At 58.5% G+C, this 21002-nt stretch carries 23 protein-coding genes; 10 read left to right on the forward strand and 13 right to left on the reverse strand.

Annotated elements, in window-relative coordinates:
• Positions 1–9: 9 nt before the first annotated feature.
• Complete coding sequence (locus ACR0DT_RS18300; RefSeq protein ID WP_480712127.1) at positions 10–936, reverse strand: hypothetical protein; 927 nt, start codon at positions 934–936, stop codon at positions 10–12.
• A gap of 241 nt (positions 937–1177) precedes the next feature.
• On the opposite strand from ACR0DT_RS18300, the gene ACR0DT_RS18305 reads away from it, so the two are divergent.
• From ACR0DT_RS18305 to lpxK, 4 genes are read left to right on the forward strand one after another with little or no spacing between them, the layout of a single operon-like run.
• Positions 1178–2524, forward strand: a complete 1347-nt coding sequence (locus ACR0DT_RS18305) for a TldD/PmbA family protein (protein ID WP_480712128.1) — start codon at positions 1178–1180, stop codon at positions 2522–2524.
• Positions 2511–3311 (forward strand): inositol monophosphatase family protein, encoded by an 801-nt coding sequence (locus tag ACR0DT_RS18310; protein ID WP_480712129.1) that lies wholly within the window; start codon positions 2511–2513, stop codon positions 3309–3311. The genes ACR0DT_RS18305 and ACR0DT_RS18310 overlap by 14 nt, the downstream gene beginning before the upstream one ends.
• Entirely contained in the window at positions 3308–4531 is a 1224-nt protein-coding gene (locus ACR0DT_RS18315; RefSeq protein ID WP_480712130.1) for a 3-deoxy-D-manno-octulosonic acid transferase, read from the forward strand. Before ACR0DT_RS18310 ends, ACR0DT_RS18315 begins: the two co-directional genes overlap by 4 nt.
• Positions 4531–5529: a tetraacyldisaccharide 4'-kinase gene (lpxK, locus tag ACR0DT_RS18320; RefSeq protein ID WP_480712131.1), complete on the forward strand. Its 999-nt coding sequence runs from the start codon at positions 4531–4533 to the stop codon at positions 5527–5529. The genes ACR0DT_RS18315 and lpxK overlap by 1 nt, the downstream gene beginning before the upstream one ends.
• A gap of 39 nt (positions 5530–5568) precedes the next feature.
• On the opposite strand, the gene ACR0DT_RS18325 is transcribed toward lpxK, so the two are convergent.
• Positions 5569–6225 carry a DsbA family protein gene (locus ACR0DT_RS18325; protein ID WP_480712132.1) on the reverse strand — a complete coding sequence of 219 codons (657 nt, stop codon included), beginning with the start codon at positions 6223–6225 and terminating at the stop codon, positions 5569–5571.
• A 14-nt stretch (positions 6226–6239) separates the two neighbouring features.
• Complete coding sequence (locus tag ACR0DT_RS18330) at positions 6240–6746, reverse strand: DUF721 domain-containing protein (RefSeq protein ID WP_480712133.1); 507 nt, start codon at positions 6744–6746, stop codon at positions 6240–6242.
• 81 nt (positions 6747–6827) lie between these two features.
• Between ACR0DT_RS18330 and mutY the strand changes: the two genes are divergently transcribed.
• Together mutY and ACR0DT_RS18340 are read left to right on the forward strand one after the other, a co-directional pair.
• Positions 6828–7883, forward strand: coding sequence for an A/G-specific adenine glycosylase (gene mutY / locus ACR0DT_RS18335; RefSeq protein ID WP_480712134.1), 1056 nt, complete (start codon positions 6828–6830; stop codon positions 7881–7883).
• 59 nt (positions 7884–7942) lie between these two features.
• A complete protein-coding gene (locus tag ACR0DT_RS18340; RefSeq protein WP_480712135.1) occupies positions 7943–9079 on the forward strand; it encodes an alkane 1-monooxygenase in 1137 nt (378 codons plus the stop codon).
• Positions 9080–9157: 78 nt separating this feature from the next.
• Here ACR0DT_RS18340 and ACR0DT_RS18345 read toward each other — a convergent pair whose 3' ends face one another.
• The 4 genes from ACR0DT_RS18345 to ACR0DT_RS18360 form a co-directional block, all read right to left on the reverse strand.
• The gene (locus ACR0DT_RS18345; protein WP_480712136.1) at positions 9158–10546 is read right to left on the reverse strand and encodes an adenylate/guanylate cyclase domain-containing protein; all 1389 of its coding nucleotides are present in this window, start codon (positions 10544–10546) and stop codon (positions 9158–9160) included.
• A gap of 145 nt (positions 10547–10691) precedes the next feature.
• On the reverse strand, positions 10692–11792 hold the full coding sequence (locus ACR0DT_RS18350; protein WP_366552691.1) for a site-specific DNA-methyltransferase: 1101 nt from the start codon (positions 11790–11792) through the stop codon (positions 10692–10694).
• A 108-nt stretch (positions 11793–11900) separates the two neighbouring features.
• On the reverse strand, positions 11901–12518 hold the full coding sequence (locus ACR0DT_RS18355; protein WP_480712137.1) for a ribonuclease HII: 618 nt from the start codon (positions 12516–12518) through the stop codon (positions 11901–11903).
• A gap of 111 nt (positions 12519–12629) precedes the next feature.
• Positions 12630–13118 carry a hypothetical protein gene (locus ACR0DT_RS18360; protein WP_480712138.1) on the reverse strand — a complete coding sequence of 163 codons (489 nt, stop codon included), beginning with the start codon at positions 13116–13118 and terminating at the stop codon, positions 12630–12632.
• Positions 13119–13295: 177 nt separating this feature from the next.
• On the opposite strand from ACR0DT_RS18360, the gene ACR0DT_RS18365 reads away from it, so the two are divergent.
• The 3 genes from ACR0DT_RS18365 (at position 13296) to ACR0DT_RS18375 (ending at position 15933) form a co-directional block, all read left to right on the forward strand.
• Complete coding sequence (locus tag ACR0DT_RS18365) at positions 13296–13583, forward strand: hypothetical protein (protein WP_480712139.1); 288 nt, start codon at positions 13296–13298, stop codon at positions 13581–13583.
• Positions 13555–14256, forward strand: a complete 702-nt coding sequence (locus ACR0DT_RS18370; protein ID WP_480712140.1) for a winged helix-turn-helix domain-containing protein — start codon at positions 13555–13557, stop codon at positions 14254–14256. Before ACR0DT_RS18365 ends, ACR0DT_RS18370 begins: the two co-directional genes overlap by 29 nt.
• 105 nt (positions 14257–14361) lie before the next feature.
• Positions 14362–15933, forward strand: a complete 1572-nt coding sequence (locus ACR0DT_RS18375) for a DUF427 domain-containing protein (RefSeq protein ID WP_480712141.1) — start codon at positions 14362–14364, stop codon at positions 15931–15933.
• A 19-nt stretch (positions 15934–15952) separates the two neighbouring features.
• Here ACR0DT_RS18375 and ACR0DT_RS18380 read toward each other — a convergent pair whose 3' ends face one another.
• The 6 genes from ACR0DT_RS18380 to ACR0DT_RS18405 all read right to left on the reverse strand — a co-directional run bounded on the left by ACR0DT_RS18380 (position 15953) and on the right by ACR0DT_RS18405 (position 19669).
• Complete coding sequence (locus tag ACR0DT_RS18380; RefSeq protein WP_480712142.1) at positions 15953–16744, reverse strand: DUF1217 domain-containing protein; 792 nt, start codon at positions 16742–16744, stop codon at positions 15953–15955.
• Positions 16741–17142, reverse strand: a complete 402-nt coding sequence (gene flbT / locus ACR0DT_RS18385) for a flagellar biosynthesis repressor FlbT (protein WP_170362374.1) — start codon at positions 17140–17142, stop codon at positions 16741–16743. The genes ACR0DT_RS18380 and flbT overlap by 4 nt, the downstream gene beginning before the upstream one ends.
• Positions 17142–17516: a flagellar biosynthesis regulator FlaF gene (gene flaF, locus ACR0DT_RS18390; protein WP_480712143.1), complete on the reverse strand. Its 375-nt coding sequence runs from the start codon at positions 17514–17516 to the stop codon at positions 17142–17144. Before flaF ends, flbT begins: the two co-directional genes overlap by 1 nt.
• A gap of 77 nt (positions 17517–17593) precedes the next feature.
• A complete protein-coding gene (locus tag ACR0DT_RS18395) occupies positions 17594–18835 on the reverse strand; it encodes a flagellin N-terminal helical domain-containing protein (RefSeq protein WP_480712144.1) in 1242 nt (413 codons plus the stop codon).
• Positions 18836–19044: 209 nt separating this feature from the next.
• A complete protein-coding gene (locus ACR0DT_RS18400; protein ID WP_480712145.1) occupies positions 19045–19404 on the reverse strand; it encodes a flagellar biosynthesis protein FlgN in 360 nt (119 codons plus the stop codon).
• Positions 19388–19669 carry a rod-binding protein gene (locus ACR0DT_RS18405; protein WP_480712146.1) on the reverse strand — a complete coding sequence of 94 codons (282 nt, stop codon included), beginning with the start codon at positions 19667–19669 and terminating at the stop codon, positions 19388–19390. The genes ACR0DT_RS18400 and ACR0DT_RS18405 overlap by 17 nt, the downstream gene beginning before the upstream one ends.
• Before the next feature lie 111 nt (positions 19670–19780).
• Here ACR0DT_RS18405 and ACR0DT_RS18410 point away from each other — a divergent pair, with 111 nt between their 5' ends.
• A complete protein-coding gene (locus ACR0DT_RS18410; protein ID WP_480712147.1) occupies positions 19781–21001 on the forward strand; it encodes a flagellar hook-length control protein FliK in 1221 nt (406 codons plus the stop codon).
• Position 21002 lies beyond the last annotated feature (1 nt).

Genomic DNA, 21002 nt, shown 5'->3' on the forward strand with positions numbered 1-21002 from the left:
CTACCTGATTCAGGTCTGCAAATCCAACTCGCTGACCAAAGCGCGGGCGATGCGCCGCCCGGCGGTACGACCGTTAAAATACGAAGGTGTCGGCAGATCCTTGGCAATGCTCTTCATGTGGAACCGGTACATCCCCTCATAAAACTTGAAGTTAGTTTCACACAGGAAAAACCGCCCGGTTTCCGCGCACGGAAGAATGTCATGCGCATAGAGCCCCACGCCCAGAGCATTCTTGACGCCCTTCGCAATGTCGCGGATTTGGTCAACATTGGGTTTGATCAGCAGGTCGTGAAAATATGTCAGCATTTCAGCATCAACCGGCGTACCCCGGGTTCGGACATTGAGTCCTTCTCCGGCCCTTACCCATGAAAACAGGACCTGTTCACCTACGGCCATGGCACGAATGGATATATGCCAAGGCTCACCTTTGTATTCGTATCTGCAATTGATGTAATCGGTATTGTACCGTGTGGAATCCAGTTCCCTGTTTTCTCTCACGAGTTGGACCGGAACATGCGCGTTTGACACTTCGTTTGAAAAAACAGTGTCGAAACTGTCACCCTTCTCAATCAACCTGGGCATGGGAACGCCGGCGGCGGTCAGAACCTTGTTCTGGCGGACTTTGTGGCCAATGACGCGCCCATGTTCAACGGAATGCAGGACCTTATGCCCCAGAGCCGCAAGCTCTGTCTCACGCGCGCGCAGCCAGTCTACTTTTTGATGCTGAACAACGAAAAGCTCGTTGTAATGCAGCAAAACATAGCTTTTTGGATCGGTTGACGGGCCGCGCTCAAGCAGTTCCCGGAAAGACAATACTTCAGTAGGGACTTGCAGCTTGGTCAGAACCCTTGTGAAATGGTTGATGATATTGCTCGACCCTTTGCCCGCGGCAACGACATGAGGTTCATCAAAGTCGACAACAAAAAACTGAGCCAAACCAAACTCTCCCGCTTGCCTTAACCTGCCCGGGCGAACGTTTCAATCTGTTGTTATTGCAGCCCTGCAAATCGGTAACGCGCCCCAACTAATGGAAATCTATGTGGAAATGTAAACCCTTTGGCTGCCCCATTTGAATTAAGGTCAAACTAACGAGGTCTGACCTGTGATCTATCTGCCCAGAGGTCTTGCGAGACGGGCGGTCCAAGGCTAGGTCCAATGCAATACAACCGGAGGCCGCATGACCCGTACACCAGAAGACATCAGCCAATCCCTGCTGGACGCGGCCCGCAATGCCGGGGCTGACGCAGCGGATGCTATTGTAATCGACGGCTCGTCGGTCTCGGTCGAAGTGCGGGGCGGGGCGCTGGAAACTGCTGAAAGGTCCGAAGGCACCGATCTTGGCCTGCGGGTGTTTCTGGGCCAGCGACAGGCGATTGTCTCAAGTTCCGACAACCGACCGGAAACGCTGACCGCGATGGCCGAACGCGCGGTGGCCATGGCCCGTGAAGCCCCCGAGGACCCGTTCACCGGGCTAGCCGACGCGGCGCAGCTGGCTAGGGATTGGGACCTGACTGCGCTGGAATTGTTCGACCCGACCCCGGAACCTGCCGCCGAGGATTTGCTGCGTGACGCGCTGGCAGCCGAAGCCGCTGGGCAGGCGGTTCAGGGGGTCTCGCAAGTGTCTGACGCGGCGGCGGCCTATGGCACGCACCGCGTGCATCTGGCAGCGACCAACGGCTTTTCCGGTGGGTATTCCCGCAGCAGCCGCTCGACCTCATGCGTGGCAATCTCGGGCGAAGGCACCGGGATGGAGCGCGACTATGACGGCGACAGCCGCACCTTCCAAAGCGACCTGCGCAGCCCCGAGGAAATCGGACGTACCGCAGGCGAACGCGCCGTGGCGCTGGTCGGGGCTCAGAAACCCGCCACCGGTACTTTTCCGGTATTGTTTGACGAACGGATTTCATCCTCGCTGATCGGCCACCTGCTGGGCGCCAGCAACGGTGCGGCCATCGCGCGGGGGGCCTCCTGGCTGAAGGATTGTCTGGGCGAACAGGTGCTGCCCGAGCATCTGTCGCTGATCGAAGACCCGCACCGCCCGCGCATCTCGGGTTCGCGCCCGTTCGATGCCGAAGGGCTGGCAACGCAGCGGCGTGCCATTGTCGATAACGGCGTTCTGACCGGCTGGACACTGGACTTGTCCAGTGCGCGCAAGCTGGACATGACCTCAACCGGCAACGCCGCGCGCGGTGTGTCTGGGCCACCCTCGCCCAGCAACTGGAACCTGAGCCTGACACAAGGCATACAAAGCCGCGAAGACCTGTTACGCGACATGGGCACCGGGCTGTTGGTGACGTCTATGATCGGCTCGACCATCAATCCGAACACGGGCGACTATTCGCGCGGGGCCTCGGGGTTCTGGGTTGAGAACGGAGAGATCACCCATCCAGTCAACGAATGTACCATCGCGGGCAATCTGCGCGATATGCTGAAACGGATCATCCCGGCCAACGATGCGCGCCCCTACCTGTCGCGGGTGGTTCCGTCGGTGCTGATCGAAGGAATGACACTTGCCGGCAGCTGACCTGCAACTTCTGATCGACGCCGCATTAGAGGCCGGAAAGATCGCCACCCGATACTCGGGCACAACGGCGCAACGCTGGGATAAACCCGACGGCGCCGGACCGGTGACCGAGGCCGATCTGGCCGTCAATACGATGCTGGAACAGCGCTTGCGTGCCGCCCGGTCAGGCTATGGCTGGCTGAGCGAAGAGACCGAGGATTCCAGCGACCGGCTGACACGGGACCGGGTGTTTATCATCGACCCGATCGACGGCACCCGGAGCTTTGCCGAAGGGTCGCGTACCTGGGCGCATTCGCTGGCCATCGCAGACCGGGGAGAGGTGATCTCGGCGGTGATTTACCTGCCCCTGCGCGATCTGCTTTATACCGCAGCAAAAGGGCAAGGCGCGACACTGAACGGGGCCGCGATCAGGGTCTCAGACGTTACAGCGCTAGAAAGGGCCGAAATTCTGGCCGCCAAACCCAATATGAACCCACGCCATTGGCGGCGGGGACAGGTGCCTGACTTTGAACGGGTCTACCGCCCGTCGCTGGCCTATCGCATGGCTTTGGTCGGGCAAGGACGGTTCGACGGGATGCTGACATTGCGGCCCAGCTGGGAGTGGGACATCGCCGCCGGCGACCTGCTGATCCGCGAGGCCGGCGGCAGCTGCTCTGACCGTCTGGGGCACCCTTTACGGTTCAACAACGCCCATCCACGCCTGAACGGCGTGATTGCGGCAGGCACGCACATCCATGACACCCTGCACGCCCGGCTTGACCCGGACAGCACCGGTATCAGGCCATGAGCAAACCGCGATCCCTCAGCCTGGCGGCCTATCGGGTTCTGTCCTGGGGTGTGCCCAACGCGGCCAATCAGCCCGAGATTCAGCGCCCTGAGGGCGAACTGATATGGATCCATATCAACGCGCAGGACCGCCAGCGCGCCGTTGTCGATTTCTGCCACAGACTGCAACAGATCCGACCCACTTTAAATGTGTTGCTGACTGCACCCCCCGAGGCCGACCTGAGCCGCTGGGACCAGGGCGACTATCCGCTGGTGAACCTACCTTTGGAACAAACCGGAGCAGCGCGGGCGTTTTTGGACCATTGGCACCCTGATATCGGCCTTTGGGTCGGGGGTGGGCTGATGCCCAACGTGATCACCCGCGCCGAAGAGCGCAACATCCCGCTAATCCTGATCGAAGCACAGATCGACATCAAGATCGCGCGCGGCGCGCGATGGCTGCCGGACATCACCCGCTATACCCTAGATTGTTTCAAATCCATCCTGGCCACGAAATCCGAAACAACACGGACGATCCGCCGCCTTGGTATCGCGTCGGGTAAAGTCACCGACTCGCCGCCGTTGTATGTCAGTCCGAACCCAAGACCCTGGCCCGAGGACGAACTGATCGAAACCAATCACGCGCTGGCGGGCCGTCCGGTTTGGTTGGCGGCCTGTGTGCTCGACAAGGAGTTTATCTCGGTTCTCAGCGCCCATCGTCAGGCGCTGCGAATGCTGCCCCGCCTGACGCTGGTGCTGCACGTAGCGGACACAGCCGAGGCCGAACCGCTGCACCGCCGTCTTGAGACGATGGACCTGCGCTGTACCAACTGGGACACCGGAGGTCAGATCGAGGATACCACGCAAGTCATCCTGTCAGCCGAACCCGAGGATCTGGGCCTGTGGCACCGGGTTTCACCGGTCACCTTTATGGGCAGTTCACTGGAGCGCGGCGCAGGTGGGCACGATCCTCTTGTCGCTGTGGCCCTGGGATCGTCCGTCATCCACGGCCCGTTTGTGCACCGTCATCAGCAGATATACGATCAACTGGATCGGGCCGGTGCCGCCCGCATGATCAGAACCGCAATCGAACTGGGTGATGCGGTGGTCGAACTGCTGTCGCCGGACCGGGCCGCGGATATGGCGCTAGCCGGGTGGCAGATTGTGTCCGAGGGCGCACCTCAGGCAGATCAACTGATCGACATGGTGCAGGATTGTCTGGATGAGCGGAGTGCGGAGTAATGCGAGCACCTGATTTCTGGAACACCTCGCCTGACCAGCTGGATTTGCGAGCCAGATTGCTGGCACCGCTGGGTCGTGTCTATGCCGCTGCAACCGCCCGCCGGGTGGCGTCAGAACCCGGGATCAAACCGGGTGTCCCGGTCATATGCATCGGCAACTTGAACGCGGGCGGCACCGGCAAAACCCCCACCGTGATCTGGATGATCGAACAATTGCGTGACGCCTGGCACGAAACCCACGTGGTGACGCGTGGCCATGGCGGCTCGTTAGAGGGGCCGGTGCAGGTTGACCCATCCAAACACACCGCTGCGCAAGTCGGGGATGAACCCCTGTTGCTGGCCGCCTTTGCCGAGGTCTGGGTGGCCAAGGATCGCGCGGCGGGCGCACGCGCGGCCGCCGAAGCCGGGGCCACGGCGATTCTGCTGGATGACGGGTTTCAGAATCCCTCGGTTGCCAAGGATTTTTCTGTCATCGTGGTCGATGCGGCGCGTGGGTTCGGCAATGGGCTGTGCCTGCCTGCCGGTCCATTGCGTGAACCTGTCGATACCGGACTACAGCGCGCTGATCTGGTGCTGTCGCTGGGTGATGCCGACGCGCAATCCCAATTTGTCGATAGCTGGGAGGCAAAACTGACCGTGCCCCACGCAACCGGTGCTGTCGAACCGCTGCAAACCGGGATGGATTGGGCCGACACTCCGGTTCTGGCCTTTGCGGGCATTGGCCACCCCGAAAAGTTCTTTGCCACTCTGCGCCAACAAGGCGCGACGCTGCTACGGGCCGAAGCACTGGACGATCACCAACCGCTGAACCCTGCCTTGATGATTCGACTGGAAAACGAGGCCCGCCTGCTGGGGGCACAAATGGTCACGACGGAAAAAGATGCCGTGCGCCTGCCGCCAGCGTTTCGCAGCAAGGTCATCACGCTGCCCGTACGTCTGAAAGTGAATGAGGCCGAAAAGGTCCAGCAGATGCTGCTGCAAATCGCCCCGTCGCCATAAGGTGCGACCGGTCCGTACAGAACCGGTCGCAATAGGCTATCAGCTGCCCAGTTCTTCTTCGATCAGTTTCTTGAAATCAGCATAGGACTGATTTTCGACCTTCTTGCCGTTCACAACAAAGGAAGGCGTGGCCTGAACGCCGTCACGCTCGGCGTTTTCCTGATACCAGGCCACCAGCGTCTGCGCGCGGGTGCCATCCTGGAGGCAGGCCTCAAGCTTGTCATTGTCGATCCCGGCCAGACGTCCGATCTTGCGCAGCTCGTCCACGATCTCGGATGGTCCACCGGCGCGGGTCCATTCGGACTGACCTTCATAGATCAGATCGGAAATGCCGAAGAACTTGTCGGGGCCGTCACAGCGCGCGACCATCGAAGCCCACAGGCCATATTTGTCGAAATACACCTCGCGATAGATGAACTTAACCTTTCCGGTGTCGATGAAATCCTTCTTCAGCTGCTTGTACGCTCCTGTGTGGAAGTTCGCACAGTGCGGGCAGGTATAGGATGCATATTCGATGATCTCGACAGGCGCGTCCTCGGCTCCCTGCACCATCTCAACGATGGTCGAGGTGTCAATATCGGCCTCTTGCGCCTCGGCGCTGCTGATCAGCGGATACGAAGTAGAGGAATTCGACAGCCAATAGCCGCCTGCGGCGATAGCGACGGCCGCGCAGATTCCGGTTGCAATACGGCTCATTTCTCAGCCCTTTCTCAGCGTTTTTGCTTGGATAATACGTTGCGACCCAGACGTTCAAGGGCCGCGCGCAGATCGCCATCATTGACGTCGCGCGCGGTTCGGTTCGCCTCGGCCACGATTTCCGGGTCAATCTTGGGTTTCGCCGCTTTCGGTTTGTGATCGAAACTGGCCTGCCCCTCGGCAAATCCTGTCGGCGCGGTCTGGGTGATGCGCACTCGGCTGATGGCGTTATAGCCATAAACCGCATTCACTTTGTCGCGCAGCTGCTCCTTCTGCATTTCCAGCATCGGGGCCTGCGGACCTGTGGTCAGCACCGTCAGTGTCGCGCCGATCCCGCCCTTGCCATAGCCCACATTTACCGGTCGCGCGATGGCGGCCATATCCTGGCCCACAATTTCAGCCCAATGGGTTAAAAGGCGCGATACAGCAAAGCCCCGGCTTTCACCGGCGCGCCTGATCTGGCCGTTCAGCAATGTCGCGGTGCGTTTGAACCCGCGGGTCGAAGAACGTCTGCGCTGCATCTGGTTTCCAACTCCTGCGCCGCTATTGTAAAGGGCGTGACACCGGGCGCCAGCGAAACCCGACAGGGAGATAGATAAAACTTGCGTGACAGCATTCAATATGACCTGAGCGGCGCGTTATTGGCCTGGTATGACAGCCACGCCCGCAAAATGCCTTGGCGCGTGGGGCCAGCCGATCGGGCGGCTGGCGTGATACCCGATCCATACCGGGTCTGGCTGTCCGAAGTGATGTTGCAACAAACCACCGTGGCCGCAGTTCGAGACTATTTCACGCGTTTCACTGCGCGCTGGCCGACAGTTCAGGCGCTGGCGGCAGCACCAGACGATCAGGTCATGGGAGAATGGGCGGGGCTGGGCTATTACGCCCGCGCCCGCAACCTGCTGAAATGCGCGCGGGCGGTGACCAATGAACATGGTGGCGTTTTTCCCGACACATATGACGCCCTGCTGAAACTGCCAGGCATCGGCCCCTATACCGCCGCCGCCATCTCGGCCATCGCCTTCGACTGCCCCGAGACGGTGCTGGATGGCAATGTCGAACGGGTCATGGCGCGTCTGTATGACATCCACGACCCTCTGCCCGGTTCAAAACCGCTGCTGAAAGAGAAGGCCGCTGCGCTGACGCCGAATTTGCGACCCGGAGACTATGCGCAGGCAGTGATGGATCTAGGGGCCACGATCTGCACTCCGAAATCTCCGACCTGTGGCATTTGCCCTCTGCGTGATCCTTGTCAGGCGCGCGCGGTCGGAACCCAATCCGACTTACCACGCAAGACGCCGAAGAAACCAAAACCCACGCGGTATGGCCATGTTTATATCGCCCAGCGCGAAGACGGCGCGCTGCTTCTAGAACGCCGCCCCGACGAAGGGCTGCTCGGCGGTATGCTGGGTTGGCCGGGATCAGATTGGTCAGAAGCTCCGGAGGAATCAGCACCCTTTGAGTCTGACTGGCAAGCATTGTCGGGCGAGGTGCGCCACACCTTCACCCATTTCCACCTGATCCTGCGCATATGGACGGCTCAATTGCCGTCAGAAACCAACTTGGACGGCCTAATCGTGATGGAAAAGCACGCGTTCCGACCTAGCGACCTACCAACCGTGATGCGCAAAGCGCACGACCTCTGGCGCAACCGTTAAGCCATTGTGTGTCCTGCCGGACTAGGACTAGTCTGCGCTCAGTCATCCGGAGCCACCTCATGACCACATCACACACCTTGCCCCGTTGGCAATCGGCCTTGCCCTTCTGGGTCTCATTTCTGTTGATCCCGCTGATCTGGATTACCGCGATGGCCGGTGGCGGGTGGGTTCTGCTGGTGCCGCTTTCAACATGGTGGGCCTTTGCGGTGCTCGACCGTCTGACCGGGATCGAGCTAACCAATGCCGATCCAGATACCCCGGAGTCCATGCTGCGCTGGCACATCCTGCTGACCAAGGCTTGGGCTCCGGTGCAATTCCTGACCCTTTACGGGTTGATCTGGTACGCCACACAAACCGATCACTTGTCGACCCCGGCCAAGATTGGGCTGTTCTTCGGCATGGGAGTAATCTCGGGCACAATCGGTATCAACTACAGCCACGAGTTGATGCACCAGAAAGGCCGGTTCGAGCGCTGGCTGGGCGATGTTCTGCTGGCGATGGTGTTGTATTCGCATTTCCGATCCGAGCATCTGCTGGTGCATCACCGCTATGTCGGCACGCCCCGCGACCCGGTGACTGCCCGCTATAACGAAGGATTTCACCGATTTTACCCGCGCGTGCTGAAACAGTGTCTGATCTCGGCCTTCAAGGCCGAACGTGACAAACTGGCCCGCAAAGACCGACCCTGGACCGACCTTTCCAACCCATTCTGGCGCTATTGGGCGCTGCAAGGCGCGATGTTGGCCCTGGCCCTCCTGATCGGAGGTCTCTCGGGCTTCGCCCTATTCTTGCTGCAGGCGGGTGTCGCCATCTGGCAACTGGAACTGGTCAACTATGTCGAACACTATGGCCTGACGCGCAAACATCTGGGCGCGGGCAAGTACGAACACGTCCAACCCCGCCATTCCTGGAACGCGTCTCAAAAGGCGTCGAACTGGCTGCTCATCAACCTGCAGCGCCACTCGGACCATCACTACAAGCCCAACCGCCGTTTTCCACTATTGCAACACCACTCCGAAGACACCGCCCCTCAGCTGCCATACGGGTATCCGGTAATGACGATGGCCGCGATGATCCCACCGCTGTGGCTTCGCGTCATGAACCCGCGCGTTCGAGCCTGGCGCTGCCATTACTACCCCGAGGTCACAGACTGGGCACCCTACAACAAATCGCAAAATCCGCTGCCAAGGGCCTGACCGCAGCGCGCGCCAGCGCGCTACCCGGCCCAACAATCCGCTGTTCATCTATGAAGCATGACGGGTTGGCGGGAGCCCTCACCCCTCCATTACCCAAACGTCCATTGAGACTTCTACCCCGCGGACCGCACGGTTTGCGTGTTTTTCGAACCCGCTCATCAGCTCACCTATGCCGCGACCTTCTTCCTCCAATCGGCCCCGGACCGCATCGCTCAGGATGATTTTTGCCTGAAATTCACGGGTCAGCGCCTCCAGCTTGGCAGCGACATTCACTGCATCGCCGATCACTGCAAATTCCAGCCGGTTGGCACCGATATCACCCAGAACAACTGCGCCGAAGTGGACCCCAATCCCAACCCGTACCTCGGGCTCTCCAGCACGACGGCGTTCTACATTCCAACGATCAATCACCGCCACCATCCCCCGTGCACATGCCACCGCGTTGGTGGCATCCTGCGATGTCGGCACCGGGGTCCCAAATGTGGCCATCAACCCATCGCCCAGATACTTGTCCAACGTCCCATGATGGCGGAACACTTCTGCCTCCATCCGGGCGTGAAAGCCGCGCAGAGCTTCGATCACCTCATAAGGGTCGCGACCAGCGGCATATCTGGTAAACCCGACGATATCGATGAACAGAACGGCTATATCCTCTTTGCGCACCTGTTTCAGCGGCTCGTCATTCTGGCTCAGCTCTTCCACCACGTTTGGCGAGAAATATCGCGACAGGTTCGCCCTCTCGCGCTCCAGCCCCGCATTCGTGATCAGCAACCGGTTGAGCCTGCGCATCGATACACCCAACGTCACCGCCACCATCATAAAAATGATCACCTGCTGAATGCGTTGCGACGGCATAAAGCTGTTGGGGTCTAACAACTCGGCCACATCCGGATATCCGGCCAATGCCTCGGCCACGCGTTCGCTAAGACCGGGCATTGGCGTCGCGACCCACCAGGCGAGGATCCAACCGGCCGTCCAAACCCCGGCTGTCCAAGACCCGATCGCAATCACCGTGCGCCAGGAATAGGCCAGCGTGCCGGCTGCCAGAATGATGAAGAAATACTGGAAATTGTCGAACCGGTACTGCATCGCCAACGGGCGGACATCGTCGCTGAACGGGTTGGGCACGATCATCCCCAGGGTCATGATTATCAGGTCCACAAAGATCAGCAGCAGCTCGGTCCGCGATTGACCCACTCGACCTGCCCGCCGGATAAACCAGCCGTTTGCGCAAATCAGCAGCAGGATGAAGTGATACCACAGCACCTCCCACTGCGGATTGAGGTAAATCAGCAGCACGCCAGTCAGCGCCATCGCGATCCAGCGGGCGCGGACCGCAAGTTCTAGACCCTCGCGTTTGTGCCGTTCCAGCGCGGCTTCGGTGTATTTGTTATCCAGAGCGAAATTATCCGGGCGGGTCACAAAGAACCGGTCAAAGCGGGACTCGCTAACTATGGTATCCGACATTGCACAAGCTCCTTAGCTGCGCAGCAGGATACAGGAGGCTTGTTTTGAAACCAGACGTCCAGAAAAACAAAAGACCCCGCCGAGATCGGCGGGGCAAGGCATAGTGCCTTGTGTCAGGCCACAGGCACCGGCGGTGTTCGTGAAATCAGTTCATTTCGGCCCGGATCTGCTGACGCAACACGTCGATCGGCACCGTCTTGCCATCACGCTTGAAGCACCAGTAGGTCCAGCCGTTGCAGGACGGCGCGTTCTCAAGATGCGCGCCCACCTGATGGATCGAGCCCTTGACGTTGTCGCCTACCAGCGTGCCATCGGCGCGGACCTTGGCCTTGTGACGCTGGTTCATGGAGTACAGTTCCTCGCCCGGGCGCAGCATGCCGCGTTCGACCAGCTGGCCAAAAGGCACACGCGGCTCGGCGCGTTTGCTTGCGCTGACCTCGAGCGCCTCGCGGTCGAACTTGCGGACTTTAGAAATACGTTTCTCGGCGACCTTGCGATAGCTTTCCTCGCGCTCGATACCGATGAATTCGCGGCCCAGCATCTTGGCAACGGCACCGGTTGTGCCTGTGCCAAAGAACGGATCAAGGATCACATCGCCCGGATTGGTCGAGCCAATCAACACACGGTGCAACAGCGATTCCGGCTTTTGCGTCGGATGCGCCTTGTCGCCGTTTTCGTCCTTCAAGCGTTCGTGCCCAGTGCAGATCGGTAGCACCCAGTCACTGCGCATCTGTACGCCTTCGTTCAGAGCCTTTAGGGCTTCGTAGTTGAACGTATACTTCGCACCTTCGCGTTTTGACGCCCAAATCATCGTCTCATGCGCATTGGTGAACCGCTTACCGCGGAAATTCGGCATCGGGTTGGACTTGCGCCACACGACGTCGTTCAAAATCCAATAGCCCGCGTCCTGCAGGGCCGAGCCCACACGGAAGATGTTGTGGTACGAGCCGATCACCCAAATCGCACCATTGGGCTTTAGTAGACGATGCGCCGCCTTCAGCCACTCGCGGGTAAACTGGTCATAAACAGCAAAGCTGGAAAACTGATCCCAATGATCGTCAACCGCATCCACCTGGCTGTTATCGGGGCGGTGCAACTGGCCTTTCAGCTGCAGATTATAGGGCGGATCCGCGAAAATCAGGTCAACCGACGCCTCGGGAAGACTGTTCATCACGTCGATGCAGTCCCCGGATAGAATCGTGTTTAAAGGGAGCGCTTTTGCGCCCTTTTTGGTGGTTGTTGTCATTTGTACTGCCTCAAGTATCCACGGCGCTTTTGCGCTCATTTGGTTGAGACAAGGATGAGTCAAAGTCGATTCGCCGTCAATTTCTTTTTTGAATCAGCGACTTACGATTTACTCTTGATACAAGATATTGTGTACCGGCTTGAATGAACGTCTATGGTGTGGGGTCACACCAAGATTTTGCAGCGCGTCCCTGTGTTGTTTCGACGGATAACCGGCGTTTGTCTCCCACCCATAGCCCGGATGCTGTTGCGCCAAATCCACCATCAGTTGATCGCGGCAGTTCTTAGCGACGATCGAAGCAGCTGCAATCGACACGGAATGCGCATCGCCTTTGATCACCGCCTGCGCTGGGATGGTCAGGCCACGCGGAATCATGTTCCCGTCAATCAGCAAGTAATCTGGCGGCGGGTCCAGCGCAGCCACCGCGCGCTCCATCGCCAGATGCGAAGCCCGCAAGATGTTGTGTTCATCAATCTCGGCCACCGAGGCCGCGGCAATTGCGATCTCGGCCCGGTCGCGCAATGCCGTCTCCAACCCAGCACGCCGTTTTGCCGTCAGCTTTTTGGAATCGTTCAGCCCGTCGGGAATTTTGTCTGGGTTCAGAATCACAGCAGCCGCTACCACAGGCCCGGCCAGTGGCCCGCGCCCAACCTCATCCACACCGGCGATCCGCAGATATCCCTGCGCCGCTGCGGCTTTCTCAATTTCATAATCCGGAGTCGTCATGCCCTCGAAAAATCGCGTTTCGCCACCCATCGCAACAAAAAAAGGAGAGAGCAGCTTGTGCCACCCTCTCCCACGCGGTGCTTCTGTGGCTCCGCTCCTGCTCGAAAACCGTTACTTGTAACTAACGCGGTACCCTTTCTGGCGCAGACAATCGGGGTGGTAAGCCCGCTTGGTATTTTTGCCATTCCAGAACCTGACCTGGCACTGGTTGGGCAGGCTGTTACTGTATTTGTAATGCTTGCTCAGGCAGGTATGCCCCAACAGCCGTTGATCGGGCGAAAACCCTTTGAACTTGCGCAAGCATCGTTGCGGCAGGTTGTAACGCGCGACTTTCGGAGGCAGCGGGCGGACATGACGCGGCCGGTGCTTCGGCTTCGTGTGCACGTGTTTCTGGGGCGCCTTATATATGTGATTGTAGTTGTGCGTCACGGTGTTCTTTTTGCCTTCGTCGCTGAAATGCTTCACAGCGGCGCCAATCAGCGCAATGGCTGCAAGCCCACCAAGAATATCTTCGACATCTGCGGCCCGCGCCTGCGACGCTGAAATGCCGGTGATGGCAACTGCCGAGGCCACGATCAGGGCAATGAATTTCTTATGCATGGTGATTGTCCTTCAGTCGTCTTGAGATGGCCCGATGGCGGGCCGTATGCTCGATGACCCGACACTGGCCGTTCCCCGTTCAGACAGGCAATAACGGGCCGGTGTTATCCGATATCAGACACGCGAAACCCCTTGGGTTATTGAATATCGTGCCAACACATGCGCAGGATGCGGCCTATGAAACAGATCCTCTCTTCTCTGGCCTTGTTGGCCCTGATATCGCTTGGCACCGCCGCTTCGGCGGCCGATTGCTATGCCGATTACAAGGCCAAGCAGGACAATCCCCTGCGCCTGCACTACGGCGTTATGCAGGTGTCGGCCTGCGCCAAAGGGCAGGCTAAAAAAGAAGTCGCCCAGCGCCTCAAGGGGTCGGGCTGGACCCTGCTGAACGTCATGTCCGTGTTTGGGCCGGAAGGGTTGGATAAAAGGAAGGCCAATGCCGGAAAATTCTATCTCCGTTACTGAGGCCCGCCGATCCGGCGTCAGACTGGTCGGCGCGGGCATCGCGGCAATCGTGGTGATTCTGGTAACGGCGGCAATCTTCCTGTTTTGGACCTTGCCCGATGCCAACGCCTTCAACGCCCGGGTGGAACGGCTGTTCATCGAAAGTGACCTGACCTCGCAGACCGAGATTCGCCTGCTTGAGATTTTGGCGCAATCGGGCACCGCCTTTGCCGACACACTGTCCAGCTATCGTATGGTGATCTTCGTGCTGTTGGTATTTGCCACCGCCATGTTGATCACGGCGTTGGTGTTTCTGGTGATGCTGGTTCTGTTGAACCGTCGGATGGCACAGATAGAACGCACCGGTATTCAGGTCACCTCGCTGCTGATCAGCCGCGAGGAAAACACCGTCTATCTGAACAATATGGATTTCAAACTGACACCTGCGGCGATGGAGACCCTTTCGGTATTGGCCGAATCCCGGCTGGATGATGAGGTCCTGTCCGGCGTCCAGATCGAGGCGATGATCTCAGGCAAAGACGCTGCCGATTGTGACGAGGCCGCAGGCGCTACGCGGATCAAACGACTGCGCGATGCCTTGGGCAATCAGATGGTCAGTGAGTTGCTGGTCAAGAATATCGCCAAAAAAGGCTATATGCTGTCGATCGAAAAAGACGTGATTCAGATGGTCTGATCTGACCGTATCGCACAGGATATGTGTGGTAAAATGCGTGTCACCCCCCTTGGAATGCTTGTCCTAAAGGCCCATCCTATTATCAAGCCGTCAGGGAGTCTGATGATGAACGTCCACACCACACCGCCCACCAAAGGCTATGGAATATCGGTCGAGCCACTGAACGGCCGGATTGCAATCTTCCGGGATGGCACGTTGTTGGCCGAAAGCACTGACGCAAAGGTCATGTATGAAACACGGCTGCCAGCCACAATTTATGTCCCGCGCGAGGACGTCTGCGTTGACCTCGGAGCGGAAACCGAATTGCAGACGTTTTGCCCTTTCAAAGGGACGGCGACTTATCACGATGTCATTCTGGGTGAGCAGCGCCTGACCAATTCCGTCTGGGCATATGAAGAGCCACTGCCCGAAAGCGCCGCCATTCAAGGCCATGTCGGCTTCATGCCTGCGGCCTATACACGTGTCGATCTGGGAGAAAACCAGTTGCGGGACCCTGAGGATGGCAATATCAGCGGCCCTCTGATCGATTGGCTGATGCGTGGTGCATCCAACCTCAGCACGCCAGAAGCCTTCACCAAGGCCTTGGCCGAAAAGATGCTGGAACACGGCATCGCCATTCAGCGGCTCAGCATTCTGGCCTGGTCCCTGCATCCGATGATCGCAGGAAAACACTTTATCTGGGAAAAGGGCGAGGCAGAAATTTCGACCAGAGCGCCCACGTATGAGATTTACGATCACCCGGCGTATATCAACAGTCCTCTGCGTCACGTCTCGAACGGGCTGGGCGGCGTGCGCCAGCGTTTGAACGACGAAAACCCCCAAAACAGCTTTCCTATCATGGAGGACTTGCGGGCCAAGGGGGCTACCGACTATGTCGCCATGCCGCTGCCATTTTCAGACGGGCGGACTAATGTGCTGACCCTGACCTGCGATCACCCTGACGGGTTCACAACGGAAAACCTTGGGCTGGTGTTCGAGTGTTCGTCGGTCATTGCCCGCTTTTACGAGGTGTTCATGCAGCGCGAAAACGCGCAGGTATTGCTTGAAACCTATGTCGGCAAACGCTCGGGCGCACGGGTGCTGGGTGGCGAAATTCGTCGCGGCGACGGGGATGAGATCGACGCCGCGATCATGTTCTGCGACCTGCGCAATTCCACCAGCCTGGAAGAGCAACTGGGCCGTGCTGACTATATCAACGTGCTGAACGACTTTTTTGAAACCGTGTCCAGCATCGTGCATGACAATGGCGGCGAGGTACTGAAGTTCATCGGCGATGCTGTGCTGGCAGTCTTCCCCGAAGGCGAAGATTCCATCGTCGCCCGCAGAAACGCGCAGCGCTCGGCCGTAGAAATCGTCGAGAAATTGGGTGAGCTGCGCCAATCCGACTCTGACGTCCATTGTGACTGCTCGATCGGTGTTGCCTACGGGCGGGTCACATATGGCAACGTCGGATCCCGCGAACGGCTGGATTTCACAGTCATCGGACAAGCCGCGAATATCGCCGCCCGACTGGGGGAATATGGAAAATCGATCGGGCACAGGATCGTCGTCTCGGCCGATATTCAACCCGCATGTTCCAGTGCTATGCCTTTGGGCGATGTCAAACTACATAACGTGTCCCAGCCGGTAACATCCTTTGCGCTCAGAACGTCGGCAGACGCCGTGTTGAACGCCTAAGCATTCTCCCTATCGCCCGTTACGCCCCCAGCAAAAACAGCGCTGTTTGAGCCGGGGAAATCGTGCTTTGCAGCTGGGCGATCTGGCTACGTGCAAGGTATTGATCTGTCAGCCGGGCCACTGCCGCCTCATCAGTGAACTGGGCCAGATCGTCAGACCCGGTCAACCCCGACAGCCTGTCCTTGAAAACCTCTAGCTGCCTGTCGATGTCCAACTGCGCGAAACTTGACGGCAGACCCAGCGCCGTCTCCATCATACTGCGCAATGGCGGCTGCCCCATCAGATCGAACCATTTGGTGTCCGCACCACTATCCTGCGCAGCCAGATCCGCCAGTGTGTGCTGCGTGTAAAGCGAGATGCGCATCGCCTCATTACTCTCACCCACAGCGATTTCGAACCGAGATACTACATTGTCCTGTGCAATCTCTTCCATAAAGGTGGTCAAACCCGTTCTGCGCACCTCGCCTGGGCCCAGGCCGAAGGCTTCGGAAAACTCGCGATACCGCTTGTCGGCCAAGCGGTTAGACAATGCATCATCGACGCTTGTGCCATCGGACAGGATTTTCTGGATGAAAAAGCGATTGTTGATGTCATCCTCCAACCCGAATGCCCCCAACGCCACCTGCAGCAAACGCCGGTCCGAGACCAGATCTTCGGCCGTCTGTACGTTGCCGATATTGTCCAGAAAATATTTCGCCTCTCTTTCATTGACCGGTGAGCTCAAAAAGCTTTCGAGCTGCGCATCGTAGGTGCGCTGCAAAAAGCGCCAACCGGTAATGCCACCAGACGGGATGACAGGTTGGAATGTCATTGCTGGTACGCCATCAACCGTTCTTCACGTGGCAACAATGCCCGCAGGGATTTCAGGCATTTGTAATATTGTTCAGCCAACAAGGCTTCGGTGGCCTCAGACAGAACCCGGCGACTATCTGCGTCTGTGAAGACCTGGCTCAGCTCCTCAACCCGCCGCAAAAGTTGTTGCCGCGCCCGCTCGGGTTCCATGTCGCCGGACAATACCAGCTGGGCGGCATAGCACACTCGTCGCACCGGAGTGGTTACCTCATCCGGATGAATGGCATCGCGCAACCGTAGAACATTTGCGTCCGGTGTCATGATCGAGAACCGGCTACGACGGTCTCCGTTTTCAACGACTACGCCGTTGATAAGCACTCTCTCTTTCGGTGCCAGTTTCAGAACCAGCCCACCCATCAGGTTGCACTCATCTGCCGCAGGCCCCGCAGGACGGCCATGTTGATCTCAAGCAGTGGCTCAACAGTGGCCTTGTTGCTTAACACCTGACTGCTGTGCTGCTCGGTGAATTCTGCCAGATAGAAGATCCGCGCCCGCAATTCATTGGGTAGCGCGTTGTCGGAATCTGACACGCCAGTTGCCAGAACGGTCCACAAACGACGGTTTTCGTGCAGCGCCTGGACGAACCCTCCGAAATCGGTTTTGCGCCGGGCGGCCGCGGCCTTGAGCCGGTGCGTGATCTTTGAAATTGCCTCGTATTCGGAATCGCGCGGGGTACGGGTCGGGGCGGCGGTCTGCGCATAGGCACGTTGAGCAAGAGTTTGCGGTGTCACTTGAAATCCTTCCAATAGGCCGTCTTTTGGCGGTCAGGGCCGGGGCGCGTCTGGGCGCCCCGGCCAGGTTCCGAAGATTAACGGAACAGTGACAGGATCGACTGCGGCGCCTGATTGGCGATCGACAGCGACTGGGTGGCCAGCTGCTGCTGCACCTGTAGGGCCTGCAGACGGGCTGAAGTCTCTTCCATGTCGGCATCAACCATCGAGCCAATGCCGGATTTGAACGAGTCAGTCAGCTTGGACACGAAATCCTGCTGCGTTTCGATACGACCTTGGGCCGAACCAAAGGCCGCTGCGGCATCAATCGACGTGTCGATCAGTGCCTCGATAGTACCCAGTGCAGCTGTTGCTCCACCAGCGGTCGAAACGTCAATCGAGCTTAACGCGCCAAGCCCGCCAGAGCCTGCGTTGGTGAACTGCGCCGAAACTGACACGTCTCGATCTGCAGCATCAACACCTGTTCCAGTCACAAAAGACAAAGTGCCTTCTGCGCTTGGATCATAGTCGATCGACAATCCCTGAACACCCAAAGCGTCGATTTGGTTCTTCAGGCCGATGGCTACGTTGGCGTCGGTGTTTGCCGCGTCATATGTACCAGATGGGTCCAGGTCAGAATCCTGCACCGTGTAGGAAACAGACTGATCACCCACGGTGATTGAGATCTTGTCGCCGACAGCGAAGTTATCAGTCGAACTATCTATGACAATCGTCCCGGTACCACTGTCTTTGTCCATGGTGAAACCAGCCGCATCGTTGTCTGTGGCTGTGTTGTCCGAACCGGCAAGAACGCCTTTGGCGCTGTAACCACCAGTAGACAGGTTCTGGCTAGCAACAGAAATCGACGAAGAAGTCACAGCTCCCGTGTTGTCACGGTCCAGCGAGGATAGGATCGAAGCCGTACCTGCCGAGCCGTCCACAAGGTTGAGCCCATTGAACTGAGCGGCCCCAACAACAGATGCAATCTGATCGCGCAGAGCGCCCACATCGTCGTTGATCTTGCCGCGATCAACGTTGTCTTCCTGCGCGGCGACGATTTTCTCTTTCATCTGGGTCAGCAGATCGGTCACGGTTTCCGACGCGTTCCGTGCCACCGCAACGGTCGATTCACCCAGCGCCAGGCTGTCTTTGATCGCGTTGAACCCCTGAACGTCCGACTCCATTACCTTGGAGATTGCCCAGACGGCCGAATTGTCCTTGGCGGTCGCGACGTCCTTACCGGTCGAAATCGCGTTCTGGGTCATTTCCAGGTTCTTGTTGACCGATTTCAGGGTTTGCAGCGCCACCATTGCGCCATTGTTTGTCAGAATGCTGGACATAGCTTTCTTCCTTTTCCGTTCGGGCCCTTTGCGCCCATGCTTACCCCGCACCTCATGCGGGCTTTGACGTCTTTCTGATCGGTGCGATCCGCCGTCGGGCTGTTCGCGCCACCTGCTGTTTCAGGTGCCCGAGCACTTTTGCCCCTGATCTCCTAACGGAGTGCTAAAGCCTCTCACTCAGAAAATTCGGATTTGATTCAAACCCGCAGCTATGCCCGTTTTTCCAGTTTCGCATTGCGACGTACGGCGTAACCGTTGCGTTGCCCGTCCGCGCCATAGGTGCTGAATTCCTGCCGAACGCGTCGCAATTCAGCCATACGACTTGCTACTGCGCGTATCCCTTCGGCGGCACTGTTTAACAACGCCTGGTTCCGCTCGACTTTTTGCTGCAGGCGAATCAATTCGGCACTGTCAAAGACCTGAAGTTCATTGATCGCGCCGATCAGCTTCTCCTTTTCTGGTGCCATATGGTTGAGGCGATCGAGATCACCGTCGACAAGCGCGGTTCGCTCAAGATCCAGCACTTCCTCGAGGGACCTAATCAGGTCGGTTTCAGGTTTGGTCGGCATTGGTTTTCTCCATCATGGACTGGAACAGAATCTCGGACAGGCCAACGCCGCCGGACTCGGCCAGCGCGCGCGCCTGATGCTGAACAAGGAAGGACGAAAACTGGTCCTCACCCGCCCCGCCGCCAAAAGACTCGCTTGCCTTGCCCAACCCCGAAGATTTCAGCATTTCGCCCAGAAACGCGGCCTCCAACTCGACTGCGGCAGCCTGCAATTTCTCAGCCGTGGTGGGGGGCTGCGCGGCCGGAAGGGTCGTGGAAATCTTCATCACTTTCTCCGAAATTTGCATCGAACTTTCTTGATCAAAGGCGAAAGCGGTTAAAATAAATGTAACTTCCTCCAGGCAGATTTCCGGTCACACAAACGGAGTCGGAGCAAAATGCCCAACCCTCTTTCAGCACTGATGTCGTCGTCGGGCACCACCGCGAAACCGGATGCAACACCACAGGATTCCCGCGCGCCCAAAGCCGCTGCGTCCTTTCAAATGGTCATGGATCAGGAGAGTGGCCCGCGATCAGCCGAACCCTACCTAATAGTTCCGGAATCGGACGTGGTGCCAGAACTGGAGGACATCGTTCCAGACGATGAAATAGCGGATATCCCCGTTGCGCCCGAAGATCAGCCGCCCGCCGAATTGCACGTGGCAGCGCCGGAAGCCGTTGAAATTCCAGTCGCCAAAGAGGTGGCCGAGAAACCGTCGGTATCACCGCAAATCGTTAAGTCCGAAACCCCCTCAATTGCCGAGGCAAACCCAGTTATGCTGCACCCCGACGCGTCGCGACCCCCGGAAAGTTCTGCGCAGCGCGCGGTGTCTCCGGCCGTTCAAACCATGGTTACTGGCACAGTTCCGCCAAGAGGAACCCCCGAAACTGCCACCCTACCGATGAATTTTCAGATCGGACTGGCAACACCGAATGCGCACCCGAAAGAGACGTTCGATATTTCACCTTTTTACCGGTCAGAGCGGAACGTGCCAGCCAGCCCGACGACACCACCGCCGGCGCAATCGCAGCCCGTGACACCCGGTCAAGCACCAACGCTAACGCAACTGCAGCTTCTGGCTTCGGATCAGACCACTACTCAGGCCGAGATCCAGCCGAATCCCGAAGCTGAAGAGGTGCGGATCATCAGGGAAACCGCGGCCCTGCCCACTGCGCGCGAATCGACACCTATAGCGCCGGCCATGACGGCCACGGCCCGTGCAGAAACCGCACGCGCAATCGCCAATCAGATGGCAACCGTTGTTTCGGCCCATGGACAGCCCGGCACTATCGAGGTTGCGTTGAATCCCGAAGAATTGGGCCGCGTTTCGATTGTCTTGAATGGTCGTGAGGATGGGTTGCACATGACAATCTCGGCCGAACGTCCGGAAACGCTGGACATGATGCGCCGCCACCTCTCGGTGCTGGAAGCCGAATTCCAGAACTTTGGGCTGGGTGACCTATCCCTTAATCTGGGCACCTCGGCAGACGCGCAGCACGATGGTTCTGATACCAACGAAGGCCACCGGGTCGCGGATACGCCAACCGAGCCCGGCTCCGAGGTGGGCCCCGCCATTCCAAAATTAGGCCCTGACGGCCGGATCGACATGAGGCTTTGAC

The sequence above is a fragment of the Ruegeria sp. BI11 genome (assembly GCF_056538005.1).